A 23150-nucleotide genomic window follows, 5' to 3' on the forward strand; every position below is an offset into this window, starting at 1 on the left:
AACTCCACGACGCCTTCGTCTCCCTCGCCTGCAGCCTCATCTGCTACAGACGCCTCAAGAAAGCCCGCTCATGATCGTGTTACGAGCTCTAAGGCGATCAGAAGCCTTCAAAGTCGCCGTCCTCGTCGAGTAGACGCTGTTCCGCATCACGCCATGATTCGTACGTGGCTGGTCCTGCCAACTCGGCCTCAAGTGGCGGACGGATCTCACTCCGCACCAGGTGCAGCAGGAACTCGGCCATTCCCATGTCGTACATGTTGTCCTGGCGACGGCCCCTGGGCCGGAAAACCACCACCCACTGTTCCGGCGTGCCGATGCACCGCCATAGGAAGTCGTCACCGGCCTCGTTCGACGCCCAGGTCAGCTCTCTGTCCGCCTGTGCTCGCTCGGCGTGGGTGAGAAGGTGATGCTCGTACGGGTATCCCTCGAAGTGCGGCGTGCGGATGCCGATCGAGTCACTGATCGTTCCCATCCCGTACACCGCAACGAAGTCACGGTAGTCGCACGGAAGCTGCCATCCGGTCTCGACGCGTAGCGCGTCCCAGTCGACCGGGTCGCCGCCGTCCCGGGGCGGCGGCATGACATGGCGCAGCCTTTCCACAGCCCAGTGCATGGTGCCCTCGTCCCAAGTTGAGATCCGTTGGTCATGACGTGGGAACGTCCCTGCCAGTGCGCGAGTCCACCACCGTACCCAAGTTCTGCCAGCCCCGTGGCGTATTCATCACGTTCACCACTTCACGCGTGGTGGTTCCGACCAGCTTCCCGTCCCGGTCCCAGAGTGTGGCGGCCATCGTGTAGCTCTCGGGCGCGACACGATTTCCCGCATATTTGGGGTGTACGGAATACAGAACAGTATTACCAGCCCCCAAATGAGCCTCTACTTGGTTCTCGAACTGAAGCATGTTGTCCATGGCTCCCAGCCCGCCCTTTTCCGGGTAGGCATTGGCGTCCCGGCCGCAGGGCGACAGATTCCTCAGGTCGGTCCCGGATCCGGAGAGTTGCTTGCCGAGAAGGTGGCAGTTGTTCACCGACGCGCTGGGATCAGCGCGAAGGTGCCGAGCGTATCGCTGTGCCCACTCGTAGCCGGGCGGGCGGATGTTCTGCTTCACAGCCGTTCCTGGATGGTCATCCACAAACTGCCCGGTCAGGCACGCGGTGGCCGCGGTGGCACGCTTGTGCCACCCAATGGGAGCGTAGGAGACCCAGCCCGTCCTGCTGGACACGGCGGCACCATGCGGCGGCCGCTGCGTCAGACAGGTCGGGTTGTCACCGGGCTTGTCACTGCTCGACGCGCTCGGAGAGGCCGGAGCCCCGCCCGGCCCGGAGCAGCGCGCACCAACCCTGCGCAGGTCCGCCCACTCGTGCGTACCTGACTCGTTGACGATGACGAGGCGGTCGATGCGGGGGGCGCCGCCGTTCGGCTGGCACAGACTCTCCCGAGCCTGTCGGAACTGTGTTCCCGTCGAGAGGAGTTGCTCGAGACCAGGCATGGTAGCCAGTGCCAAGGCCGGGCCCACGCCTGGCTCGAGGTTGATCTGCAGCACCCGTTCGAAGCCTGGCGGTGCTTTCGCAGAACCCCGCTGTTCACCGTTGAGCTGCCCGGCGCCGAGACTCATCTGCGGCCCGAGCTGTCCTGAGGTCCGCACGGTCTTCGCCCGCACGGCGCGCTTGACCTCCTGGCCCTGGCTGGTGGTTGTGTAGAAGTAGTCGGCCTGGTAGGTCTTGCCATCGGCCTCGTACGGTTCGGCCCATGTGACCTTCGCCTGAGGATCGGCACGCAGCAGCTGCGCGACCTGCTGCAGGACTCGCCGGTTCTCGACCTTGTCCATGGTGGGGAGAGTCTCGCGCAGGCTCTCGGGGTTCTCCAGGCGGCGGGACTCGATGATCGCCCCCAGAGCCGGCATCACGCCCCGGCTGATGGCTTCTTCGACCGCGTCGACTGCCTTGTCACCGGCTGCCGTGTCACTGACCGGCCTGTCCTTCGTCATCAAATCCAGCAGCTTCGCCACAGTGGGCTGCAGTGGAGTGGCAACCGAAAGGTCGTCCGGCCGCAGGTTGCGCGCGTGTAGCCGGCTGCCCACCTTGGGGTCCGATCCGTACTCGGCGGACGAGTACACCCAGGCATAGTCCGTGTGCTTCACGGTCCGCCCGGTGCCCCACGCGATGTTGGGCCGGGTGCCGCTGACGTTCTTGGACTGCTTGGGTTTCAGGGTGCCCAGAGGATGAGGCTGGTCCGGCACGCGCGGAAGACTGAGGTAAAGGGTAGCCGCACCCGCCGCGTCCCCACTGTTTGTGACCGTGACGGAGTACTCGCACGGATTACTCGTGCACAGGTACTCGCTGTCGTTGGTGATGGTGAATTCCGGCCCCATGGACTTGGAGACCACCTCCGCCGACGTGGCGGGCGCTACAGCGGTTGCCGCGGCAGAAGCGGCGGCTGACCGGACCGCAGCTGCCTGCTCGGTGGTCGCCGGCTTCGGGACCATCAGGAGGTACGAGCTGTAGCGACTGTCCGCGTAATCGGCGGGTGTGACCGTCGTGTGGGAATCGGGCAGCTCAGTCCTGCCCTTGGTGCGCTGGGGCATGTGCCAGGCAGCGGGCTTGACCGGGCTTTGGTGGCTGGGATCCCCGCCGATGGCCAGCACGGTGTAGGGAGAGGCGTCGGAGAGGACTACGGTCCAGCCCTGAGCCGTGTACGAGATCGCCTTGCGTCCCTCGATCGTTCCCGCGTTCTGCTCCACGGCTTCGGGATCGGAGGTGACTTGCGTGACCACTGAGGCGAGTGATTTCGGCGTCAGCGAACCGGCGTTCACGGCGAAGTTGTTGAGCATGTAGTAGCCGTCGCGCTTCTCCGGCGCAACCCAGTGGCCGGTGCTGGTCAGATCCCTGCCGTACGAGGGGCCCTGCTGTGCCCAGAAGTCCGAGTCGCCCTTCAGGTAGAGCTGGTTCCTGGACCACGCGATGGTGGATTTGCCGGCCGCAGGTTGGCTCAGGGTTCCCGACGCCTGCCCCTGCGCGGTCACCATCAGGTCCGCGTGAGTCACTGGCCCGTCCAGGACAGGAGCGTAGGCCACCGACACGTTCACGGCAGGAAGGGGGCTCAGCGCCTGAGCGGCTAACGCCCCCCGCCGGGCCGGCGGTACACGAGGGGCGGAGTCTTCCCCGTGAGCGCCGGGTTCGCTCGGCCATAACACGTACACCAGGCTCGCAAGCACGGCCAACGCGAGGCCCATGGCAAGAACTGGCAGGGTACGTCCTCGCTGGAACCATGCGCTGGCCGACAGCGGCGACTGGCCCTTCGCAGGCACCCCAGGCGGATAATTCGGTGGCGGGGGCGTGGCGGGTGGTTGGGCCGGCAGGGGAGGTGCCGTCGGAGGTCCGGGTGGAGGAGGGGGTGCTTTCGGTATCGGCGGAACGGCGCTTGAGGACTGTGGTGGCGGGCTGACCGGCTGGTCGGGGCCGGAGCGTCCGTCAGTTCCTTCCTGGTCATCAGATCCCGACTGCCTTTGTTGGTCCGCCACAGAGACTCCCCCAAGTTACTTCTACTGGTTCCGGAGATCAGAAGATACGGCGCCTTCCTTAAACGTTATAGGGCACCAACACACCTCGCATACAAGAGACTTGGCGATCGCAGCGAAATCACGGTAGGCGCCCCAGCTGTACACCATCGAGCCCCCGCGCTCGCCCGCTGCCAGCACCTGCGGGCGAAACACGACCCTGACGATCAGGACAGGCCACACGTTCGAATAGCGCGCACTGAGACTCAGCAACTGCGGCTGTCCGCTTCCAGATCTACGTTCGCTGCCGTGACAAAAGCTGAGGAACCCAACGATCTCCTGGAGCGGACCTGCCTCCTCTTCAGCGCTCGCGCAACGCACGCCGGAGGCACCGCTGGCTCGTTCACCACGGCATACATCAACCGGCTCGCCGATGACCTGCTTGTCGCCCTGGACACGTGCGCAGTCGATGAACGCCCCTACCTCATGGAGGGCTACCGGAGTCTGAGCCTGGCGGCGGACATCCCTCTAGCCGGTCATGCCGGCAGCGCGAGATGCTTGTGGACGTCGCCAGCCAGGGCCTTGCGTACGCCGTCGCCGAGGGCCGCCGATGACTCCGGCGATGGCCCGTAGGTGCTCTCGCAGTTCGTAGACGAATGTCGAGCATGCGCTCCCGGCCCGCCGCTCCGTGCGGGATCTGGTCGAGCACCCTCTGCACGGCCGCCCGGGCCCGACCGGTCCCGGCCACCTGGTCCTCGACGTTGCGCAGCTCCTCGTCAAGCCCTCGGCCGAACAGGGTTCGCTGCTGCTCGGCGGTCGTCAGGACGGTGAGGGCGTCGGTGTCCGGCGGCACCAGGCGGTCGAAGTCCGGGACGCCGGCGGTGGTGCGCAGGTGGTCCGGGCAGTCCTCGAACACGATGACGGTCAGGCAGAGCTGCATAACGTGCAGCGTCCCTCGCGGTCGCGCAGGTAGTCGACCACGTGAGCGCTGATCCAGCGGCCAGAGTTGCCGTACTCGACCGACGTGCGCTCGACTCGACCTCGGGACACGTTCAGCCCGGCGACGTACTCGATCGGGTCGGCGAACCCGCGCTGATGGATCTGGTACCGGTCTTCATAGACGCGCGGCCGCGCCTGCACGTGCCGGTCGACCTCAAAGAGCGCCCGCTCCTGCATTCAACCCACATGCAGCCTCGCCAGCACTACAATCCCGCAGCCCAACAAGAGAGGGAAACATGGGCATTCGGCGCGGTCCAGCAGTGCCGGGGAAGACTGACCGAGGACAGGGGCATGAAACCGCCCGCAGAGGAGCGCCCGCTTCTTGGGGTTCAGCGGCCTGAATGCGGGTGCGATCCACTGGGGCGGTGCCGGTGGTGACCAACGGGATGGGGTGGCAGGTGCAGCTGGTGAGACGGGGTGCGTCCGATGACCAGGAGGGCGGCATCGTCGGCTGGGTGGCCGCCGACATGGTCGAGCAGATCGCGATGGATGTGGTACAGCAGCGTGTCGGGGCTCGTTGCAGGGAAGGAGGCGACCCGTTCGGCGAGCGGGTAGAACTCTCCGGACGGCGAGCGGGCTTCGATGACACCGTCGGTGTAAAGGACGAGCATGTCACCGCCGTTGAACGTGAACGGGTCGATGTGGTCATCCTCGATCGGCCGTTCGCACACGCCCAGCGGAGGCAGGGGCTGTTGGGCATATAGAACCGTGACCTGCTGATCGCGCACCAGCAGAGGCGGGGGATGTCCGCAATTGATCATCTCGGCGGCAGGCAGGGTGTCGTCGAGGATCTCCAGGACGAGGCAGGTGATGAAGTGCTCGCCGGCGTCGTGCTCGGTGTCCGACATGTCCTCCAGGTTCCGGGAGACGCTGTCTCCGAGGGCAGCTACCAGTCCGGGGAGGGTGGCATAGCGGTGAGCGCCCTCACGGAATGCCCCCAGTACCAGCGAGGCCTCACCGATGGCGGCCAGCCCGTGGCCCCGGACATCGCCGATGACCACCCGGGTCGCGGCATGCGCGGCGCGGGCGAACGCAAACAGATCACCCCCGATCTCGGCCTCGTCCTCCGCGGACATATAGAGCCATGCCACTTGCAAGGGCCCGATCCGGCGTGGCGGAGGCCGAAGCAGAGCCCGCTGAGCCGTCTCCGCCACAGAACGTGCCCGGCTCAGTGCCCGGTCGCGCCGCTCCCGCACGAACCGCATGAAAAGCACCAGGGCGGAGAGCACGGTCAGCGCGGTGATCTGCGCCAAGTGGTTGGGCGTGGTCAGTTCGCCGAGGAGGACAGCGATGAATGCCTGGGCCGCCACTGCCAGGACCCCGGCGAGCGCAGTAAGCCGCGGGCCGGCGAGGGAAGCGGTCAGGGCTGGCGCGATCACCAGCAGTGGCCCCAGATGAACATCGCGCCCGGTGTAGATATCCAGCCCGGTGATCGCCACAATCAGCACGAACGGAACCGCCACCAGCCCGCCACCGGCTGGATGCTCCAGGAAGTGATCCCATACGCGTCGCACACCCATATACCCCTTATGCTCCATCGATAGTGCGCCCCCAGCCAGCCGAGCAGGGGTCGGGTCTTCTCTCAGCCTTCCTGCGACGGGGCCTGCTGGCATCTATCGACTCCGACTCCGCCGTTCACACCTTCGGTATCAATGACCTGACCGCCACAATCTGTGGCCCTGCATGCGCTCTCTTCCGCAGGCGGGTGAGGTTGTGGCGGGCGGCCAGGGTGCCAGAATCGTCCGGACCCGGCGCTCGCAGCCGGCCGGTCAGTAGCCCCTCATGAGCGGCCGCCGCACTGAAGAAGCTCACTGACAATCGCCGACGGGATGGAAGCGGCTGTGCTGCCGGAGTCCACAGGGTGTGTCTTTGGGGTGCCTTGCATGGTGCATGGCTGCATATGGAAGAAGGCCCTCCGATCGGACCTATTGGCTGACCGGAGGGCCTGTTCGGCACTTTATGACAAGGTGCCCCGGCAGGATTCGAGCTTGCGCACACGGCTCGGGCGGTCGTTGTACTCCCCGGCGTTTCCGCAGGTCAGAGGTCTGCGTGGTGAATCGTGAGGTCCCGCGCATGTCCCACTGAGTTGAATAGTTAATTTGGTTGAATGGTGGCGTCGCATGCCCCGCGAGTACGTCCGAGGAAATATTCCCCTCATTCCTGGCGAGCGAGTACAGCACGGGACCAGTGCACGGCGGACGTATCGACTCGCTGGGCATCGATGAGAACGGGGCGCCCGTGATTGTCGAGTTTACCGACCGCGGGTAGTCCTGCCCGTGGTGTCCGTCCGGGACTGTGATCGGCACGTCCTGGGCTTGTTCACCGACCGTGTCCGGGACGTCTGTCATGTTCTGGAGTCGGTACGGAGGACGAGTGGCACGACATGTGGTGGTCGGGGACTTGCGGGTCCAGCAGATCGAGCGGAAGGACGGGCGGTGGTCGTGGACGATCGTGTGGCCCGAGGGGATGGTGCGCACCGAGGCGGACCGGTTCCTGCGTCTGCATGATGGTTCGGGGACTCAGAGGACGTACGCGTATCTGCTGGTGGACCATCTGCGGTGGTGGGAGCGGGAGTGCCTGGCCTTCGCCGCAGTCCAACTGTGTGATCTGGAAAGGTACATGGGCATGGTCGGTGCCGAGGTCCGCATGCCGCTCGGCGAGCCGTGGCGGGTCGGCAAGCGCCCCTACGGCCGCTCCGCGTTGTCGATCGCGGCGGCTTGTCTGAAGGGCTTCTACCTGCATCAGTCCTCCCTCGGCATCAACGGTGAACTCGGCAAGAAGCTCGATAGGCCGCGGCTGCCGTCGCGGGTGGACCGGCGCCGTTCGTTCCTCGGGCATGTGAAGGCGTCGCTACCCACCAACCCGCTGGCGCCGAAGGGGCCGCACCGCCGGCATCCGACACGCCGGCCGCCCGCCCACTCCTGCCGAACGCGCTCACCTGGCCCCCTTCCCCACCGACATCCTCAACCGCGACGGCCGCCGCGCATTGTCCTACACCTGGTTCCAAACCGGCTTCCGCAACTGGATCACCGAGCTTGACCTCGGCGGTCACTACGTCGCCCACCAGGCCCGGCACACGCTGGCCACCCGGCTGCTGCGGCACGGCGCGACCCCGACGCACATCCGCCGCTACCTCGGCCATGTCTCCGACCGCATGGCCGAGCACTACGTTTACCTGACCCAGTCGGACCTGGACAACGTCCTCCAGCACGTGTGGGTCGCCGGCCCCGGCACCGCCCACCCCGGCGAACTCCTCGGCTTGATCCGGGACTTGGAAGCAGAGTGGACGGAGGAGGCCGTCCAGCGGATCGCCACCGAGAACACCCCCCTCAAGCAACGGGTCCGGCAGCTCACCGCCGACAACCGCACCCTCGACGAACGGCTCAAGGCCGCCCGCTCCAACCTCCGCTTCCAAGACCGCCGCGTCGCAGACCTCGAAGCCCACATCACGGGCACCTGACGACCCGGTGCAGGGCCGCTACGTCCGGCTTGTGTGCCGGGCAGCAGGCGCAGCCGGCCGCCCCGGTCGAAGTTGTTCGGTCGAAGGGCGAGGAAGTCCAGCCGCGGCGTACGCGGGCTGGTGGGCGGTCCTGGCCCTGATGGCCGGGACCGCCCACCGGTGCGTTCCATCAGCGTCACTCGCACTATGGCCCGTCAGGGGCGGCTGTAGCGAACGCACTTCAGGTAGGTGAGCGGGTACTGCTTGGCGCCGTTGTCGAGGCAGATCCGCACGACGTTGACTCCGGCAAGGTACGTCTCCACGGTGAAGCTGAACTTGTCACTCTTGCCGCACACGTTGTAGAGGCTGCTGAAGTCGCCCACGTCGTTGCTGTTGGAGTCAAGAAGGAAGGCCGTGGTTCCCCGGCAACTATTCACGTCGACCGACTTGTGCTCACCCGACACGAGGACCGATCGGTTGTACCAGGTCACTGTGCCCCGGGTGTACGTGTTTCCGAGTGTGACGTCGAAATCGCTGACCGGGTAGGCGGAGGTTTGGGCGTTGGCGGCAGGAGCAGTCAAGAGCATGCCTGCGGCCAGAACAGCGGTGCTCAGGGCGGCGGCAGTGGCGAAGGGCTTGCGCATATCGTCTCCGAGGTGAGGGGCCCTTGGGCCTGTCGGGAGCGGGCCGGTTCAGTATCGCCCGGTACAGGAATCGGGTCCATCGCCCTGGGCGCCTTGACCCGGAAACTCGGACACGCGCTATGTGGCTTGGGTCAGGGTAGTTGGTGTTGTGTCTCGTGCGTCCAGGAACAAGGGTCAAGGCCTCCTTCCGGTCGGCAGGCGAGTTGGGCTCATTTGCCCGCGGTGGAGCAGGCCGAGCACTGGGAGCAGACCATCCCCGGTAGTGCCGAGCGCATGCTCGCCCAGGTAGAGCGTGAATTCGATCACCGGCGGCGACTGGAGGTTCTGCGCCTTGTCTACGCGTCGGGGGGCGATGTCGATGACCGTGGCCAGATAGAGCCGGCCTTCTTCGGTCGGGACATACGTGATGTCGCCGCACCAGCGGGCATCTAGCCCGGGACGGTCGGGCCGGAAGTCCCGGACGATGAGGTCAGGACGCACGGCCGCCCCGGGATCGGGGACCGTAGTCACGTGCCGTCGTCGGCGGTGCCGGCCCTGCAGCCGGCGGCCTGCATCAGTCGTGCGACACGACGGCGGTCGCACCCGGCACCCTCACGCTTGAGCACGGCATGCACGCGCGGGGCCCCGTAGGTTCCGCGCTATTTCGCATGGACCTCAGTGATCTGCTCGGTCAGCTCGGCATCCCGCACCGCACGAGGGCCGGGCAGGCCGGAGCGACGGGTATAGAAGGCGGTCCGGGAGACCTTCATCAGCTCACACGCCCGTTTGACGCTGTGACCTGCCTGCTTCTCCGCCTCGATGAACGGGTGCACGTCACCGGGTCTCCTTCGCGAAGAAAGCTGTGGCCCGCTTGAGGACGTCGACATCCTCGCGCAGCCGCCGGTTCTCCCGTCGCGACGCGGCCGGCTCCTCACGCTCACTGCTGGTCAGCCCGTTGCGCTCGCCAGCGTCGACCTCGGCCTGCTTCACCCAGTCCCGCACCGCGGTCTCGGTCAGTTCGAAGTCTTTGGCGACCTGCCCGACCGAGCGGTCACCCCGTCGGCACAGCCCGACGATCTCGGCTTTGAAGTCCGGCATGAACGAACGACGGCTGCGGCGGGGCTTCTTCTTCCCCCATGCTCTCCATGATGGACATCCTCCCGGGATGAACCCCTGATCTCGAATGTCCGTCAAAACGGATCAAGCCCAGTTGTTTCCCTGGCACGCTGGCTGGGTCACTCCGATCCTGGATTCACCCTGCGGAAGTACTCCCACTTCCTGCCCCGTGCGGGCGCGCGACGCGTCGCCGCCATCGACGCGGTCTTCACGTAGCGTCGGCCTGCGCAGCGCCGGGGTCGGACCGCAGCTCGCAGCAGTCCCCTCTCGGGCGCAAAGTCCCAGAGAAGCCCCACAGACGCCGCCGCCCCCTTCCGGACCAGCGTTTCGCCTGGTCAGGGAGGGGGCGACGGCTTTCTCCGGTCAGATGTCGCGGAAGATCTCGATCTGCGCGCCCACGGAGTTGAGGCGCTCCGCCAGCTCCTCGTAACCGCGGTTGATGACGTACACATTGCGCAGGACGGAGGTGCCCTCCGCCGCCATCATGGCGAGCAGGACGACCACGGCGGGCCGTAGCGCGGGCGGGCACATCATTTCGGCGGCGCGCCATCGGGTGGGGCCCTCGACCAGGACCCGGTGCGGGTCCAGGAGTTGCAGCCTGCCGCCGAGGCGGTTCAGGTCGGTGAGGTAGATGGCCCGGTTGTCGTAGACCCAGTCGTGGATGAGGGTCTGGCCGTGGGCCGAGGCGGCGATGGCCGCGAAGAAGGGCACATTGTCGATGTTGAGCCCTGGGAACGGCATGGGGTGGATCTTGTCGATCGGCGCCTCCAGCTTGGAGGGGCGGACCGTGAGGTCGACCAGCCGGGTGCGGCCGTTGTCCGCGGCGTACTCGGCTGTGCGGTCGCAGTCGACGCCCATCTCCTCCAGCACCGCGAGCTCGATCTCCAGGAACTCGATCGGTACCCGGCGGATCGTCAGCTGGGACTCCGTCACCACGGCTGCGGCGAGGAGACTCATCGCCTCGACCGGGTCCTCGGAGGGGGAGTAGTCGACGTCCACGTCTATGTGCGGGACGCCGTGCACGGTCAGTGTGGTCGTGCCGATGCCGTCCACGCGTATGCCCAGTGCCTCCAGGAAGAAGCACAGGTCCTGGACCATGTAGTTGGACGACGCGTTGCGGATGACGGTCGTGCCGTCGTGCCGGGCGGCGGCCAGCAGTGCGTTCTCGGTCACGGTGTCCCCGCGCTCGGTCAGCACGATGGGACGGTCGGGCGTGACCGAGTGGTCTATCTGGGCGTGGTAGAGCCCCTCGGTCGCGGCGATCTCCAGCCCGAACCGGCGCAGTGCGATCATGTGCGGCTCGATGGTCCGCGTCCCGAGGTCGCAACCGCCCGCGTACGGGAGCTTGAACGAGTCCATTCGGTGCAGCAGCGGGCCGAGGAACATGATGATGGAGCGGGTCCGCCGGGCGGCGTCGGCGTCGATGGCGTCCATGTCGAGCCGGACGGGCGGGACGATCTCCAGATCGACTCCGTCGTTGATCCACCGGGCCCGCACGCCGATGGAGTTCAGTACCTCCAGGAGCCGGTAGACCTCCTCGATGCGGGCCACGCGGCGCAGCACCGTACGGCCCTTGTTGAGGAGCGAGGCGCAGAGCAGAGCCACGCACGCGTTCTTGCTCGTCTTGACGTCGATGGAGCCCGAGAGCCGGCGTCCGCCGACCACGCGCAGGTGCATGGGCCCGGCGTAGCCGAGCGACACGATCTCGCTTTCGAGTGCCTCACCGATGCGCGCGATCATCTCAAGGCTGATGTTCTGGTTGCCGCGCTCAATGCGATTGACGGCGCTCTGGCTGGTGGCGAGCGCCTCGGCAAGCTGACTCTGTGTCCAGCCCCGGTGCTGACGGGCGTCACGGATGAGCTTGCCTATGCGTACGAGGTAGTCGTCTGACATGGTGAAAGGTTATCTCAGATATGAGATGAGACCTGTGGCGGGGTGTGGCATTCGGGTGACGGCTGCGAGTGGCGGCACAGCAGTTGGGCAGGCGGACGTGTGTGCAAGGTGCGGCCACCGGTGCGCTGTGCGTTCCATGGTCCACCCGCACCTTCGCGACGGCGCGCGGTGCGCGTCCATCCGGGGGTGTGCGTGCGCCGGCCCCGGTCCGGCCCCGCGCGGCGGGGGAGGCGGGCCGGGGCCGGTGAGTGGCGCGGTCCGACGGGAGTCCGGCGCCGGGTCGGTTTCCGGGCGAGCGGCCGGATCAGTCCCCGAAGCCGCTTTCGGCCAGAATTCTGTCGATACGTGCGCGATGCGCTTCCTGCCACGTATCGAGGGATTCCCCGGCCTCCGTGGCCGACTTCTTCAGGGCGTCGAGGAGTGTCTGCTCCCGGCGGGCGCGGGGGGTGACCACGATGCCCTCTTCGTCGGCCACCACGATGTCGCCTGCCTCGACGCGCACGCCGCCGCACCGCACGGGGGCGTTGAGCGGCCCGACGGCCTTCTTGGTTCCCGGGATGGGGATGACGCCCCTGGCGAAGACGGGAAAGCCCATCTCGCGCACCTCGGCGAGGTCGCGGATCACCCCGTCCGTCACGAACGCCGCCACGCCGCGGCGCTGGGCTACGGCGCAGACGTTGCCTCCGGCGAGGGCGTAGTCCACGTCGCCGGCTTCGACGACGATGATCGAGCCGGGCTCCGCGCGGTGGATGGCCGCGTGCAGCATCAAGTTGTCGCCCGGAGGGCATCGCACGGTGAACGCCGGGCCGGCGACCCGCGGCATCGAGGGCCACAGCGGGCGGATGCCGATGTCCATGACCTGCGCGCGCCCCAGGAGGTCGGCGAGGGTGGTCGGGGAGATGTCCTTGAACTCGGTGGCGTCGTTCATGTTCCTCCTTGGTCCGGGCACCCGTCCTCCCGGCGGTCCGGGCGTTCTCGCGACCGGCGGCGGGGCCGATGCGTCGATCGGCGGGGAGGGTGCGGCGGTGAGGCTATCGAACGGCAGAACGGGCCCGGGGTGCGGTTGCCCTCATCACCTGGTGCCCTCATCACCTGGTGCCCTCATCACCTGGTGCGTTCGACGCTTTCGGTGCCGCACATCGAAGCCGGCCGGACACACGGACTCCGACAGATGATTCCCGCTCGGACCCGACCCGCGCACGTGGGACGAGCGGGACGGTCGTCGAACTTCGGTGGGAGTGGTCAAGGCCCGATGACACAGGACAGGCCCCGCCCGCGCATGACCGTGAGGCGGTGATGTACTAGAGTTATCTCGACATCGAGATATATGCCGAAGGCGCACCGCAGTCCGCCGATCGGTAAGGGTTACCTAACTAAGCCTTACCTTAGCGGATGGTCGAGGAGCCGAAGGCGGCACCACGCGGCGCCCGCCGTAACGAGGCGCGGCGCGGAGTACGCGCACATTGATGAAGGAGACTGTCGTGTCGGCGAACAGCTTCGACGCCCGCAGCACGCTGCGCGTGGGCGACGAGTCGTACGAGATCTTCAGGCTGGACAAGGTCGAGGGCTCCGCGCGCCTCCCTTACAGCCTGAAGGTCCTGCTGGAGAACCTGCTCCGCACCGAGGACGGCGCGAACATCACCGCCGACCACATCCGGGCGCTCGGCGGCTGGGACTCCCAGGCTCAGCCCAGCCAGGAGATCCAGTTCACGCCTGCCCGCGTGATCATGCAGGACTTCACCGGTGTGCCCTGCGTCGTGGACCTCGCCACGATGCGTGAGGCCGTCAAGGCGCTGGGCGGCGACGCGGCCAAGATCAACCCCCTCGCCCCGGCCGAGCTGGTCATCGACCACTCCGTCATCGCCGACAAGTTCGGTACGAACGACGCGTTCGCGCAGAACGTCGAGCTGGAGTACGGCCGCAACAAGGAGCGCTACCAGTTCCTGCGCTGGGGCCAGACCGCCTTCGACGAGTTCAAGGTCGTCCCCCCGGGCACCGGCATCGTGCACCAGGTCAACATCGAGCACCTGGCCCGCACGGTCATGGTCCGGGGCGGCCAGGCATACCCCGACACCCTCGTCGGCACCGACTCGCACACCACCATGGTCAACGGCCTCGGCGTGCTGGGCTGGGGCGTCGGCGGCATCGAGGCCGAGGCCGCGATGCTCGGCCAGCCGGTCTCCATGCTCATCCCGCGCGTCGTCGGCTTCAAGCTGACCGGCGAGCTCCCGGCCGGCACCACCGCCACCGACCTCGTGCTGACCATCACCGAGATGCTCCGCAAGCACGGCGTCGTCGGCAAGTTCGTCGAGTTCTACGGTGAGGGCGTCGCCGCCACCTCCCTCGCGAACCGCGCCACCATCGGCAACATGTCGCCGGAGTTCGGCTCCACCGCCGCGATCTTCCCGATCGACGACGAGACGCTGAACTATCTGCGCCTGACCGGCCGCGACGCGCAGCAGGTCGCGCTCGTCGAGGCGTACGCCAAGGAGCAGGGCCTCTGGCTGGACCCGGCCGCCGAGCCGGACTTCTCCGAGAAGCTGGAGCTGGACCTGTCGACGGTCGTTCCGTCGATCGCCGGTCCGAAGCGCCCGCAGGACCGCATCATCCTCGCGAACGCCAAGCAGCAGTTCGCCCAGGACGTGCGCAACTACGTCTCCGACGACGAGGAGTCGGGCAAGGAGTCCTTCCCGGCCTCCGACGCCCCGGCCGCCTCCAACGGTGTCCCGTCGCGCCCGACCACGGTCACGGCCCCCGACGGCACGTCGTACGAGATCGACCACGGCGCCGTCACCGTCGCCGCGATCACCTCCTGCACCAACACCTCGAACCCGTACGTCATGGTCGCCGCGGCGCTCGTGGCGAAGAAGGCGGTCGAGAAGGGGCTGACCCGCAAGCCGTGGGTCAAGACCACCCTCGCGCCGGGCTCGAAGGTCGTCACCGACTACTTCGACAAGGCGGGCCTGACCCCGTACCTCGACAAGGTCGGCTTCAACCTCGTCGGCTACGGCTGCACCACCTGCATCGGCAACTCCGGGCCGCTGCCGGAGGAGGTCTCCAAGGCGGTCAACGAGCACGACCTGGCCGTGACCTCGGTGCTCTCCGGCAACCGCAACTTCGAGGGCCGGATCAACCCCGACGTCAAGATGAACTACCTGGCGTCCCCGCCGCTGGTCGTCGCGTACGCCATCGCGGGTTCGATGAAGGTCGACATCACCAAGGACGCCCTGGGCACCGACCAGGACGGCAAGCCGGTCCACCTCGCCGACATCTGGCCCTCCGAGGCCGAGGTGAACGACGTCGTCGCCAACGCCATCGGCGAGGACATGTTCAACAAGTCCTACCAGGACGTCTTCGCGGGTGACGCCCAGTGGCAGGCGCTGCCGATCCCGACCGGCAACACCTTCGAATGGGATCCGCAGTCCACCTACGTGCGCAAGCCCCCGTACTTCGAGGGCATGACGATGGAGACGACCCCGGTCGAGGACATCAGCGGCGCCCGTGTGCTGGCCAAGCTGGGCGACTCGGTCACGACCGACCACATCTCCCCGGCCGGTGCGATCAAGGCCGACACCCCGGCCGGCACGTACCTGACGGAGCACGGCGTCGAGCGCCGCGACTTCAACTCCTACGGCTCGCGCCGCGGCAACCACGAGGTCATGATCCGCGGCACCTTCGCGAACATCCGCCTGCGCAACCAGATCGCCCCGGGCACCGAGGGCGGCTTCACCCGCGACTTCACCCAGGCCGACGGACCGGTGTCGTTCATCTACGACGCCTCGCAGAACTACCAGGCCGCCGGCGTCCCGCTCGTCATCCTGGCGGGCAAGGAGTACGGCTCCGGCTCGTCCCGCGACTGGGCCGCCAAGGGCACCGCGCTCCTCGGCGTCAAGGCCGTCGTCGCCGAGTCCTACGAGCGCATCCACCGCTCGAACCTCATCGGAATGGGCGTCCTCCCGCTCCAGTTCCCGGAGGGCGCGACCGCCGAGTCCCTCGGCCTGACCGGCGAGGAGACCTTCTCCGTCACCGGTGTGACCGAGCTGAACAACGGCTCGACGCCGCGCACGATCAAGGTCTCCACCGACACCGGTGTGGAGTTCGACGCGGTCGTCCGCATCGACACCCCCGGTGAGGCGGACTACTACCGCAACGGCGGCATCATGCAGTACGTGCTCCGCAACCTGATCCGCAAGTAGCCGATCCGGCAGGGCAGTGGGCCGCATCTCTTCGCAGGGCGAAGGGGTGCGGCCCTTTCCCGTACCGGTCGGAATCTGCTGGTCCACACCGAGCTGACCGTTCGCTCACCCCGGCGTCGCGGCGCGGCGCGTACGTCTCCGCCCGTAGCCCGTAGCTCATGGGCCGTACGGCAGTCCGCAGGCGGTGGCCCCGTAGCCCGCCGTCAGTTTCCTCGCGTACGCGAGGGGCGTGACGGAGGCGGCGAGCCTGTCCTTCGTGAACTGCCCGGCCTCCTCCGCCGAGCGGACCCCGGGGACGATCCCCGTGTCCCCGTCGGCGTCGGTCGCCGGGCCGCCCGGGGTGCGGTCGGGGGGCCGGACGGGCGTGGAGCAGGCATCGGGTCCGCGGTGAGCGTGTGAATGCCGTGCAGATGGGTCATGACGTCCCTCAGCGAACGGCAGTCGCGCGGCCCCGCCCCCGGCCGCCTTCCGGCCCGGCCGTCCTCCAGGGCGTCGGCCGCCGCCGACAGTGCGGCCGTCACCTGTTCCACCTCGGCGGCGGGCGGCCGGGGCACGCCGTACTCGACCCGGAGGGCGCACACCGTCGCCGCGTCGACGATGAGTTCGGCCGCGTCCGCCACGGCCGCCCAGTCGTGCCTCTTCCCGCCGTACGGGCCCGGGAGTTCGGCCGCGTCCGTCTCCGCTGCCGCGCGTGCGTCGGCAAGCGCACGGTAGGTGGCGTTCCGCAGGGCCAGACCCTGCGCGCCCGACCTGCGCGGGTTGTGTTCCTCAGCCGGTCCCGCCAGCACATGGCGCAGATACAGCTCGGCGCAACGCAGGGTGACCGCGCACCGGTGCCCGACCCGCACCCGGGGATCGGTCAGCCGGGGCAGGTGGCCGACGAGCAGCACGATGGCGCAGGCGAGCGTGGTCTCCAGCAGCCGGGCGGGAGCGGCCTCGGTGTCACCGGCCGTCCGGACGAAGGAGAGCACCAGCACTGTGATCACCGCGGTCTGGAGTCCGAAGTGACGGACCGAGAAGGGGACCAGCGCTCCGCCCACGACGACCAGCGCCACGGTGCCCGCAGCGCCGGGCCCTCCGAGCGCCGTGCCGCACAGGAGAAAGGCCAGGACTCCGGCGACGGTACCCGCGAACCGGTTCACCACCCGGGAGAACAGCGGCCCCATGTCCGGCTTCACGAGGAACGCGGCGGTGGCCGGCAGCCAGTACCAGTGCTCCTCGTGCAGCAGCAGTGCGACGGCGCCGGTGACCGTGACGCAGAGCGCCACGCGCAACCCGTACTCCCGCCCCGCCGGTGACAGCATGCTCCGCCAGGGCCGCCGGGACGGCACGGCGGTGCTGCGGGAACCCGCGTCGGCCGCACCGTGCAGCGTGCGGTCGAAGACGACGGCGGCTTCCAGCAGCGCGTGGTCGAACGCCGTCCGCTCGACCGTGTCCGACACCGGACTCGGCAACGGCCCCGCGGGTCCGCCGGTCCGCACGGCGGCGGCCAGCCGGCGCGGGCCTTCGGCGACCTCGCCGGGGACGGGCCGCCCCTCCCACAACAGCGCGATGCTCGCCTCGCACAGGGCCACCGCCGTGTCGAAGCGCGCGGTCAGCGGGTGCCCGGCCGCGCCGACCCGGCCGGGCCAGGGCAGCAGCCGCATCAGGGACAGCGCCTCGTGCGCCTGCTGCTGCACGGCTACCAGCCTGCGGCGCGCGGCTGCGGCCTGCGGTCCGCCGAGCGCGTGAAGGGCGTCCGCGAGGGCATCGAAGACGGCGGCGACCGCCTCGCGCTCGCCGCTCGACCGCGCCGCCCCGCCACGACGGGGCACCCGCAGGACCAGCCGCAGCACGAGCAGCCACACCGCGCCGGAGAGGAAGCAGACGGCTTTGAACCAGGCCGGTCCGGGCATCGGCATTCCCAGGCCGATGGTGAGGGTCACCAGCATCTGGAGGGCCGCGGACGACCACACCGCGCCCACCGTGCTCAGCGCACCGGAGAGCCAGCCCACCAGGAAGAGCACGGGCACCGCCGACCAGCGCCCGGCGCAGTCCGCGACGACGGCCCCCACCAGCAGCCCGAGCGACCCGGCGACGGCCGGGCATCCGATGCCCACCACACCCTTGCGTCTGGTTCCCGGCCGGTCGTTGACCCCGGCAAGCATCGCCCCGAGTGCGGCGAGGACGCCCGCCCCCGCGTGTCCGGTCGCGATACCGGCACCGAGCAGCGGCCCCGCCCCGAGCGCACCCCGGACCATCGCCGTGCGGGGGACGGGGGCGGGGCGTCGGCTCAGCGCGTGGCTGAGCCAGGCGGGGGAGGGGCGCCGGCCGGGCCGGACACCTGGACGAGCCTCGACACGCACGGCTGACCTCCTCGTTCACCGGCCGGACGGAGGTCCGGGGCTGTCGGGGCGGGCAACGGCGGCCGCATATCGGCGACCGTAACAGGCGGATTTGTCGATCGGGCTGCGGTGAGGTTTCAGCGGCGTGATCCGTGGGGGTGGACCGGCCACGGTGGACCGGTACCCCCGCGACCGGCTCGGGACGCACAAAAACGTACGCACCGTGGTGAACGCGGATGTTCACCACGGTGCGTACGCTCCCGAAGCCGAAGCCGAAGCCGGAGCCGGAGCCGGAGCCGGAGCCGGAGCCGGAGCCGGAGCCGGAGCCGGAGCCGGAGCCGAGCCCCTACGGGCGGTGCGCGGCGATCAGCTGCTGATACCAGCGGTAGCTGTCCTTCGGGGTCCGCTCCTGCGTGTCGTAGTCGACCCGGATGATTCCGAACCGCTTCGCGTAGCCGAGCGCCCACTCGAAGTTGTCCAGCAGCGACCAGACGTAGTAGCCGCGTACGTCGACGCCCGCGTCCATCGCCGCCTTGAGGGCCGTCAGATGGCTCTGCAGGTAGCTCACGCGGTCGGCGTCGTGGATCGCGCCGTCCGGGGAGACGGTGTCGAACTCGGCCGAGCCGTTCTCGGTGATGTGCACCGGCGGCAGGGCGTCTCCGTACGTCTCCTTCAGCGCGGTCAGCAGGTCCGTGAAGGATTCGGGGACGACCGGCCAGCCCATCGCGGTGTGCCGGACGTCCGGGTAGTCGACCTCGGTGTACCGGTTGTCGGAGGCGGTCCGCAGGGCCGGGTCGGCCTCGCGGTACGGGGCGTCGGCGACGACGATCGGCCGGTAGTAGTTGATGCCCAGGAAGTCCAGCGGCTGGGAGATCAGCTCCAGGTCGCCGTCGAGGCGGAAGTCCTGGCCGGTGATCAGCTCGCCCCAGGTGTCCTCGTCACTGGCCGGGTAGCGGCCCGCGAGGATCGGCTCCGTCCACACCAGGTTGTGGTTGGTGTCCGCGCGGACGACGGCGGCGAGGTCGGCGGCCGACCCGGTGGCCGGGACGTTGCGGTCCAGGTTGAGCGTGATGCCCGCCTCCCGGACCCCCGCGGCCCGCAGCGCCTTCATGGCCAGGCCGTGGCCGACCAGCAGGTGGTGCGCGGCGGCCAGTGCGGGCGTGCCCTCCTGCGCACCCGGCGCGTGCCGGCCGACGGCGTAGCCGAGGAAGGCGCTGCACCACGGTTCGTTGAGGGTGATCCAGCGCGGCACCCGGTCGCTCAGGTGCTCGGCGACGATCGCCGTGTACTCGCCGAACCGCTCGGCGGTCTCCCGCACCCGCCACCCGCCGCGGTCCTCCAGCGCCTGGGGCAGGTCCCAGTGGTAGAGGGTGGCGGCCGGTTCGATGCCCGCTTCGAGGAGCGAGTCGACGAGCCGGGAGTAGAAGTCCAGCCCCTTGGCGTTGGCCGGTCCGCTGCCGTCGGGCTGGATCCGGGGCCAGGCGATGGAGAAGCGGTAGGAGTCCACGCCGAGGTCGCGCAGGAGCGCCACGTCCTGCGGATAGCGGTGGTAGTGGTCGCAGGCCACGTCACCCGTGTCACCGCCGTCCGTCCTGCCGGGCGTGTGGCTGTACGTGTCCCAGATGGACGGGCCGCGACCGTCCTCTGCCGCGGCGCCCTCGATCTGGTACGAGGCCGTGGCCGCACCGAAGACGAAGCCGGGGGGGAAGACGGGGAACTCACTCATGGAAGAAATGCCTTACTTGACCGAGCCACCGGTGATACCGGCGGCGATGTACTTCTGGGACAGGACGAGCAGGACCGCCGCGGGGATCGCCGACAGCACCGACGCGGCCATGACCGAGCCCCAGTCCCCGACATGCGCGCCGATGTACTGGTAGATGCCGAGGGTGATCGGCTTGACGTCGTCCGTGGTGTTCAGCGTGAGCGCGAACATGAAGTCGCTCCACGCGTACAGGAACGAGAACAGACCGGCGGTGATCAGCGAGTTGCGGCTCATCGGCAGCACGACCCGGACGAACGTACGGAACCGTCCCGCGCCGTCGACCTCGGCGGCCTCGATGACCTCGCGCGGGATGGCCACCATGAACGAGCGCATCAGCACGATCGAGAACGGGATGCCGAGCGAGGCGTCCGCCAGCATCAGACCGGCGTACGAGTTCACCAGGCCGAGGTCCACGTACGCGCTGTACAGGGCGTTGGCGATGACGATGCCCGGCACCATCTGGGTGATCAGGGTGCCGAAGACGATCGTCTTGGTGCCGCGCAGCTTGAACTGGGCGAGCCCGTACGCGGCCGGTGCGGAGATCGCGAGGCAGATGACGACGGCGCCGAGTGCGACGGCGAGCGAGGTCAGCAGGTTGGTGCCCTGGTCGGAGAGGGCCGAGCTGAAGCCCGACAGGTCCAGGCTGTGCGGGACCGGATTCACGTCGACCAGGCCGGAGTCCGGCTGCAGCGCGGTGTTGATCATCCAGTAGAGCGGGAACAGCATCACGCACAGGACGACGACACCGAAGAGCGTGGCGCCCCAGCGGCGCTTCGGCTTGCCGGTGGTGTGCTGCGGGGCGGCGGGGGTACGCAAAGTGGTCGCCATGCCGGTCACTTCCCCTCGTTGCGGTTGGCCCGCAGGTAGAACACCGCGAAGACGGCGGAGATCAGGATCAGGATGTTGCCGACCACGGCACCGGCCCCGAAGTCCAGCTGGACGAAGGAGTTCTGGTACGTGAGGGTGCCCAGGGTCTGCGTGGAGTCGGCGGGGCCGCCGTCGGTCAGGGCGAGGATCAGATCGAGGATCTTGACCGTCGACATGAAGCCGAGCACCAGCACCACGGTGATGACGGGCCGGAGCATGGGCAGCGTGATGGAACGGAACTGCCGCCAGGCGGAGGCGCCGTCGAGCGACGCGGCCTCGTACATCTCCTTGGGGACTTCCTGGAGCCCGCCGTACAGGATCACCATGTTGAACGGGATCCCGATCCAGATGTTCACCAGCACGACCGAGAACAGCGCCATGCTCGTGCTGGTCAGCCACGGGGTGTCGCCGGCGAAGCCGATGGTGCCGAGGAACGAGTTGAGCACCCCGGTGTCCTGGTCGAAGATGCGCCGCCAGACGACACCGGAGACGACCATCGGGACCAGCCACGGCAGCAGGATCAGCGACCGCAGCAGCCCGTTCAGCGGGAAGCGGCGGGTGAAGAACACCGCGAGGCCCAGCCCGATACAGAACTGTCCGATCAGCGAGCCGATCGTGAAGAGGATCGTGTGCCACAGGGCCTTGCCGAACAACTCGTCATTGAAGACGTTGCTCCAGTTGTCCGTGCCGTTGAACGGGGACTTGCCCGTGAAGAACGTGGACGGCGAATAGTCCTGGAAGCTCATCACGACGTTGCGGACGAGCGGGTAGCCGAAGAAGAGCGCCATGAAGATGACGGCGGGGGCGATGAACCCCCACTGGGCGAGCTTGCGGCGGCGCTTGACGCGGGCCGGGTCCGCCGTCTTCTTCTTGCCGGTGGTCTGCGGGACGGCCGCGACGGGGGAGGCAGTGGTGGTCGACATGGTTGCGTACCTCAGTTCCCGCTCGTGACACGCTGCTGGGCGCGCTTCAGGGCGGCTTCGCTGGACTCACCCGTGAGGGCGGACTGGAAGGCGCTCTGCAGTGCGAGCGACACCGACGACCACCGCGCACCGAGCTTGGCGGTACGCGAGCGGGCGGTGGCCACCTGATCGGCCAGGGCGCTCAGCTCCGGGACCTTCGTACGCCAGACGGCGGCCGCCTTCTCGTTGGCCGGGACCATCCAGCTGTTCAGCGCGTAGGTGATCTCTTCCTTCTCGCTCGACATGCAGCCGATGATGCGGGCGGCCATCTTCTCCCGCTCGCTGTCGCCGGTGTTGGGCACGGTCAGCACACCGCCGCCGAGCGGACCGACGGAGTCGCCCCCGGCCTCGGGAACCGGGATCTGGGCGATGCCCCAGTTCAGCCCCTTCTTGGAATTCAGGGTTTCGACCTGCCACGGACCGTTGATCATCATCGCGGCGTTGCCGGCCATGAACTGGTCGTTGACGTCGGCCTGCGTCCAGTTGACCGTGGACTTGGAGAGCGAGCCGTCCTTCAGGAGGCTCTTCCAGTAGTCCAGCGCCTGCGCCACCTGCGGGCTGTCGAGCTTCGTCTCGTCGCCGCCGTTGGACCACATGAACGGGGTGAACTGGAAGACGCCGTCCTCCGCACCGCCCGCGCTCAGCGCCAGACCGTACTGGTTGCCGTGGGTGAGCTTCTTCGCGTTCTCCCGCATCTCGGCCCAGGTGGTGGGCACCTTCAGGCCGGCCTTGGCGAGAGTGTCCTTGTTGTAGAACAGTGCGAGGGTGTTCACGGTGCGCGCCGCGCCGTAGTACTTCCCCTGGTACGAGCCGAAGTTGACGATGCCCTCGGGGATGTTCTCGGTGGAGAGTCCGAGATCCTTCAGGGGGATCAGCCCGCCCGCTTCGGCGAACGTGGGCATCTCGGAGGCGTCCAGCTGGAGGACGTCGGGAAGCGACTTCGACGACGCCATCCGCAGCGCCTTCGTCATCACCTGCGAGGCCGGGACGCTCTGCTGCTCGATGGTGACCCCGAGCTGCTTGCTGCAGCGGCTGAGCGTCTGGGCGTCCCAGCGGTGGTACGACTCGTCGGTGGACGAGTTCAGGACGGTGTACACATTCTCGTCCCGCTGCTGCCCGCAGCCCGCGAGAGCCGAAGCCGCGACGATCGCGGAGACAACGGTGAGCGGGACGATGACCCGCTGGTTGCGACGGCGGCGCCGATGGCGCAGGCCGTCCCTGGAAGGTGCTGTCACGGTGGTGCCCTTGCATCAGAGGGATGCCGGCCGTCGGGACGCCCGTGTCCCGACGGTAGGAGTCGTGCGCCCGGGTGCGGATCCGGCGGGTCCGCACCCGGGGAGGGGTGTCCGGCGGAGAGCCGGACACCCGAAGACGTCAGCGGACGCCGAGGAGGTGTTCCATCGCGAGCTGGTCGAGGGCTTCGAACGCCATCGAGCGCTGAGCGGCGCCCGTCACGTCGAAGTCCTCGT

General features: G+C 68.3%; 18 protein-coding genes and 2 pseudogenes. 5 read left to right on the forward strand and 15 right to left on the reverse strand.

What is annotated here, in order from left to right; translation table 11 throughout:
- Positions 1-97: 97 nt before the first annotated feature.
- The 4 genes from ACFVUT_RS36815 to ACFVUT_RS36830 form a co-directional block, all read right to left on the reverse strand.
- The gene (locus tag ACFVUT_RS36815) at positions 98-613 is read right to left on the reverse strand and encodes a hypothetical protein (protein ID WP_389660803.1); all 516 of its coding nucleotides are present in this window, start codon (positions 611-613) and stop codon (positions 98-100) included.
- Positions 614-644: 31 nt separating this feature from the next.
- Complete coding sequence (locus ACFVUT_RS36820; protein WP_389660805.1) at positions 645-3086, reverse strand: DNA/RNA non-specific endonuclease; 2442 nt, start codon at positions 3084-3086, stop codon at positions 645-647.
- Positions 3087-4421: 1335 nt separating this feature from the next.
- Positions 4422-4673, reverse strand: a complete 252-nt coding sequence (locus tag ACFVUT_RS36825; RefSeq protein ID WP_389660809.1) for a hypothetical protein — start codon at positions 4671-4673, stop codon at positions 4422-4424.
- Positions 4674-4825: 152 nt separating this feature from the next.
- Positions 4826-5959, reverse strand: coding sequence for a PP2C family protein-serine/threonine phosphatase (locus ACFVUT_RS36830; RefSeq protein WP_389660811.1), 1134 nt, complete (start codon positions 5957-5959; stop codon positions 4826-4828).
- Positions 5960-6653: 694 nt separating this feature from the next.
- Here ACFVUT_RS36830 and ACFVUT_RS36835 point away from each other — a divergent pair.
- The 3 genes and pseudogenes from ACFVUT_RS36835 to ACFVUT_RS36845 all read left to right on the forward strand — a co-directional run.
- Positions 6654-6749, forward strand: a pseudogene (locus tag ACFVUT_RS36835) (transporter); the annotation flags it as partial.
- Between the two features lie 120 nt (positions 6750-6869).
- Positions 6870-7535 (forward strand): hypothetical protein, encoded by a 666-nt coding sequence (locus tag ACFVUT_RS36840; RefSeq protein ID WP_389660813.1) that lies wholly within the window; start codon positions 6870-6872, stop codon positions 7533-7535.
- Positions 7483-7956 carry a tyrosine-type recombinase/integrase gene (locus ACFVUT_RS36845; protein ID WP_389660815.1) on the forward strand — a complete coding sequence of 158 codons (474 nt, stop codon included), beginning with the start codon at positions 7483-7485 and terminating at the stop codon, positions 7954-7956. Before ACFVUT_RS36840 ends, ACFVUT_RS36845 begins: the two co-directional genes overlap by 53 nt.
- 194 nt (positions 7957-8150) lie before the next feature.
- Here ACFVUT_RS36845 and ACFVUT_RS36850 read toward each other — a convergent pair whose 3' ends face one another.
- A complete protein-coding gene (locus ACFVUT_RS36850; protein ID WP_389660817.1) occupies positions 8151-8579 on the reverse strand; it encodes a hypothetical protein in 429 nt (142 codons plus the stop codon).
- Positions 8580-8852: 273 nt separating this feature from the next.
- On the opposite strand from ACFVUT_RS36850, the gene ACFVUT_RS36855 reads away from it, so the two are divergent.
- Entirely contained in the window at positions 8853-9011 is a 159-nt protein-coding gene (locus ACFVUT_RS36855; protein WP_389660839.1) for a hypothetical protein, read from the forward strand.
- Between the two features lie 74 nt (positions 9012-9085).
- Here ACFVUT_RS36855 and ACFVUT_RS36860 read toward each other — a convergent pair.
- From ACFVUT_RS36860 to ACFVUT_RS36880, 5 genes and pseudogenes are all read right to left on the reverse strand, one after another.
- Positions 9086-9205: pseudogene (locus ACFVUT_RS36860) on the reverse strand (IS3 family transposase); the annotation flags it as partial.
- 12 nt (positions 9206-9217) lie between these two features.
- Positions 9218-9391: a hypothetical protein gene (locus tag ACFVUT_RS36865; protein ID WP_389660819.1), complete on the reverse strand. Its 174-nt coding sequence runs from the start codon at positions 9389-9391 to the stop codon at positions 9218-9220.
- Position 9392: 1 nt separating this feature from the next.
- Positions 9393-9752: a transposase gene (locus ACFVUT_RS36870; protein ID WP_389660821.1), complete on the reverse strand. Its 360-nt coding sequence runs from the start codon at positions 9750-9752 to the stop codon at positions 9393-9395.
- 285 nt (positions 9753-10037) lie between these two features.
- On the reverse strand, positions 10038-11567 hold the full coding sequence (locus ACFVUT_RS36875; protein WP_389660823.1) for a helix-turn-helix domain-containing protein: 1530 nt from the start codon (positions 11565-11567) through the stop codon (positions 10038-10040).
- A 304-nt stretch (positions 11568-11871) separates the two neighbouring features.
- On the reverse strand, positions 11872-12495 hold the full coding sequence (locus ACFVUT_RS36880; protein WP_389660825.1) for an RraA family protein: 624 nt from the start codon (positions 12493-12495) through the stop codon (positions 11872-11874).
- A 553-nt stretch (positions 12496-13048) separates the two neighbouring features.
- Here ACFVUT_RS36880 and acnA point away from each other — a divergent pair.
- The gene (gene acnA, locus ACFVUT_RS36885; RefSeq protein ID WP_389660827.1) at positions 13049-15763 is read left to right on the forward strand and encodes an aconitate hydratase AcnA; all 2715 of its coding nucleotides are present in this window, start codon (positions 13049-13051) and stop codon (positions 15761-15763) included.
- A gap of 203 nt (positions 15764-15966) precedes the next feature.
- On the opposite strand, the gene ACFVUT_RS36890 is transcribed toward acnA, so the two are convergent.
- From ACFVUT_RS36890 to ACFVUT_RS36910, 5 genes are all read right to left on the reverse strand, one after another.
- Entirely contained in the window at positions 15967-18108 is a 2142-nt protein-coding gene (locus ACFVUT_RS36890) for an FUSC family protein (protein ID WP_389660829.1), read from the reverse strand.
- Positions 18109-18433: 325 nt separating this feature from the next.
- Positions 18434-19813, reverse strand: a complete 1380-nt coding sequence (locus tag ACFVUT_RS36895) for a GH1 family beta-glucosidase (protein ID WP_389660831.1) — start codon at positions 19811-19813, stop codon at positions 18434-18436.
- Positions 19814-19825: 12 nt separating this feature from the next.
- Positions 19826-20680, reverse strand: a complete 855-nt coding sequence (locus tag ACFVUT_RS36900; RefSeq protein WP_389660833.1) for a carbohydrate ABC transporter permease — start codon at positions 20678-20680, stop codon at positions 19826-19828.
- Positions 20681-20685: 5 nt separating this feature from the next.
- Complete coding sequence (locus tag ACFVUT_RS36905) at positions 20686-21642, reverse strand: carbohydrate ABC transporter permease (RefSeq protein ID WP_389660835.1); 957 nt, start codon at positions 21640-21642, stop codon at positions 20686-20688.
- A gap of 11 nt (positions 21643-21653) precedes the next feature.
- Complete coding sequence (locus ACFVUT_RS36910; protein WP_389660837.1) at positions 21654-22916, reverse strand: ABC transporter substrate-binding protein; 1263 nt, start codon at positions 22914-22916, stop codon at positions 21654-21656.
- Between the last annotated feature and the right edge of the window lie 234 nt (positions 22917-23150).

Source organism: Streptomyces sp. NPDC058051, from assembly GCF_042885475.1.
In the GTDB taxonomy this organism is placed as follows: domain Bacteria; phylum Actinomycetota; class Actinomycetes; order Streptomycetales; family Streptomycetaceae; genus Streptomyces.

Coding starts and splice junctions, on each gene's coding strand:
- ACFVUT_RS36815 (WP_389660803.1), bottom strand. CDS start 613: ATGCACTGGGCTGTGGAAAGGCTGCGCCATGTCATGCCGCCGCCCCGG.
- ACFVUT_RS36825 (WP_389660809.1), bottom strand. CDS start 4,673: ATGCAGGAGCGGGCGCTCTTTGAGGTCGACCGGCACGTGCAGGCGCGG.
- ACFVUT_RS36850 (WP_389660817.1), bottom strand. CDS start 8,579: ATGCGCAAGCCCTTCGCCACTGCCGCCGCCCTGAGCACCGCTGTTCTG.
- ACFVUT_RS36855 (WP_389660839.1), top strand. CDS start 8,853: ATGCTCGCCCAGGTAGAGCGTGAATTCGATCACCGGCGGCGACTGGAG.
- ACFVUT_RS36875 (WP_389660823.1), bottom strand. CDS start 11,567: ATGTCAGACGACTACCTCGTACGCATAGGCAAGCTCATCCGTGACGCC.
- ACFVUT_RS36880 (WP_389660825.1), bottom strand. CDS start 12,495: ATGAACGACGCCACCGAGTTCAAGGACATCTCCCCGACCACCCTCGCC.
- ACFVUT_RS36895 (WP_389660831.1), bottom strand. CDS start 19,813: ATGAGTGAGTTCCCCGTCTTCCCCCCCGGCTTCGTCTTCGGTGCGGCC.
- ACFVUT_RS36900 (WP_389660833.1), bottom strand. CDS start 20,680: ATGGCGACCACTTTGCGTACCCCCGCCGCCCCGCAGCACACCACCGGC.
- ACFVUT_RS36905 (WP_389660835.1), bottom strand. CDS start 21,642: ATGTCGACCACCACTGCCTCCCCCGTCGCGGCCGTCCCGCAGACCACC.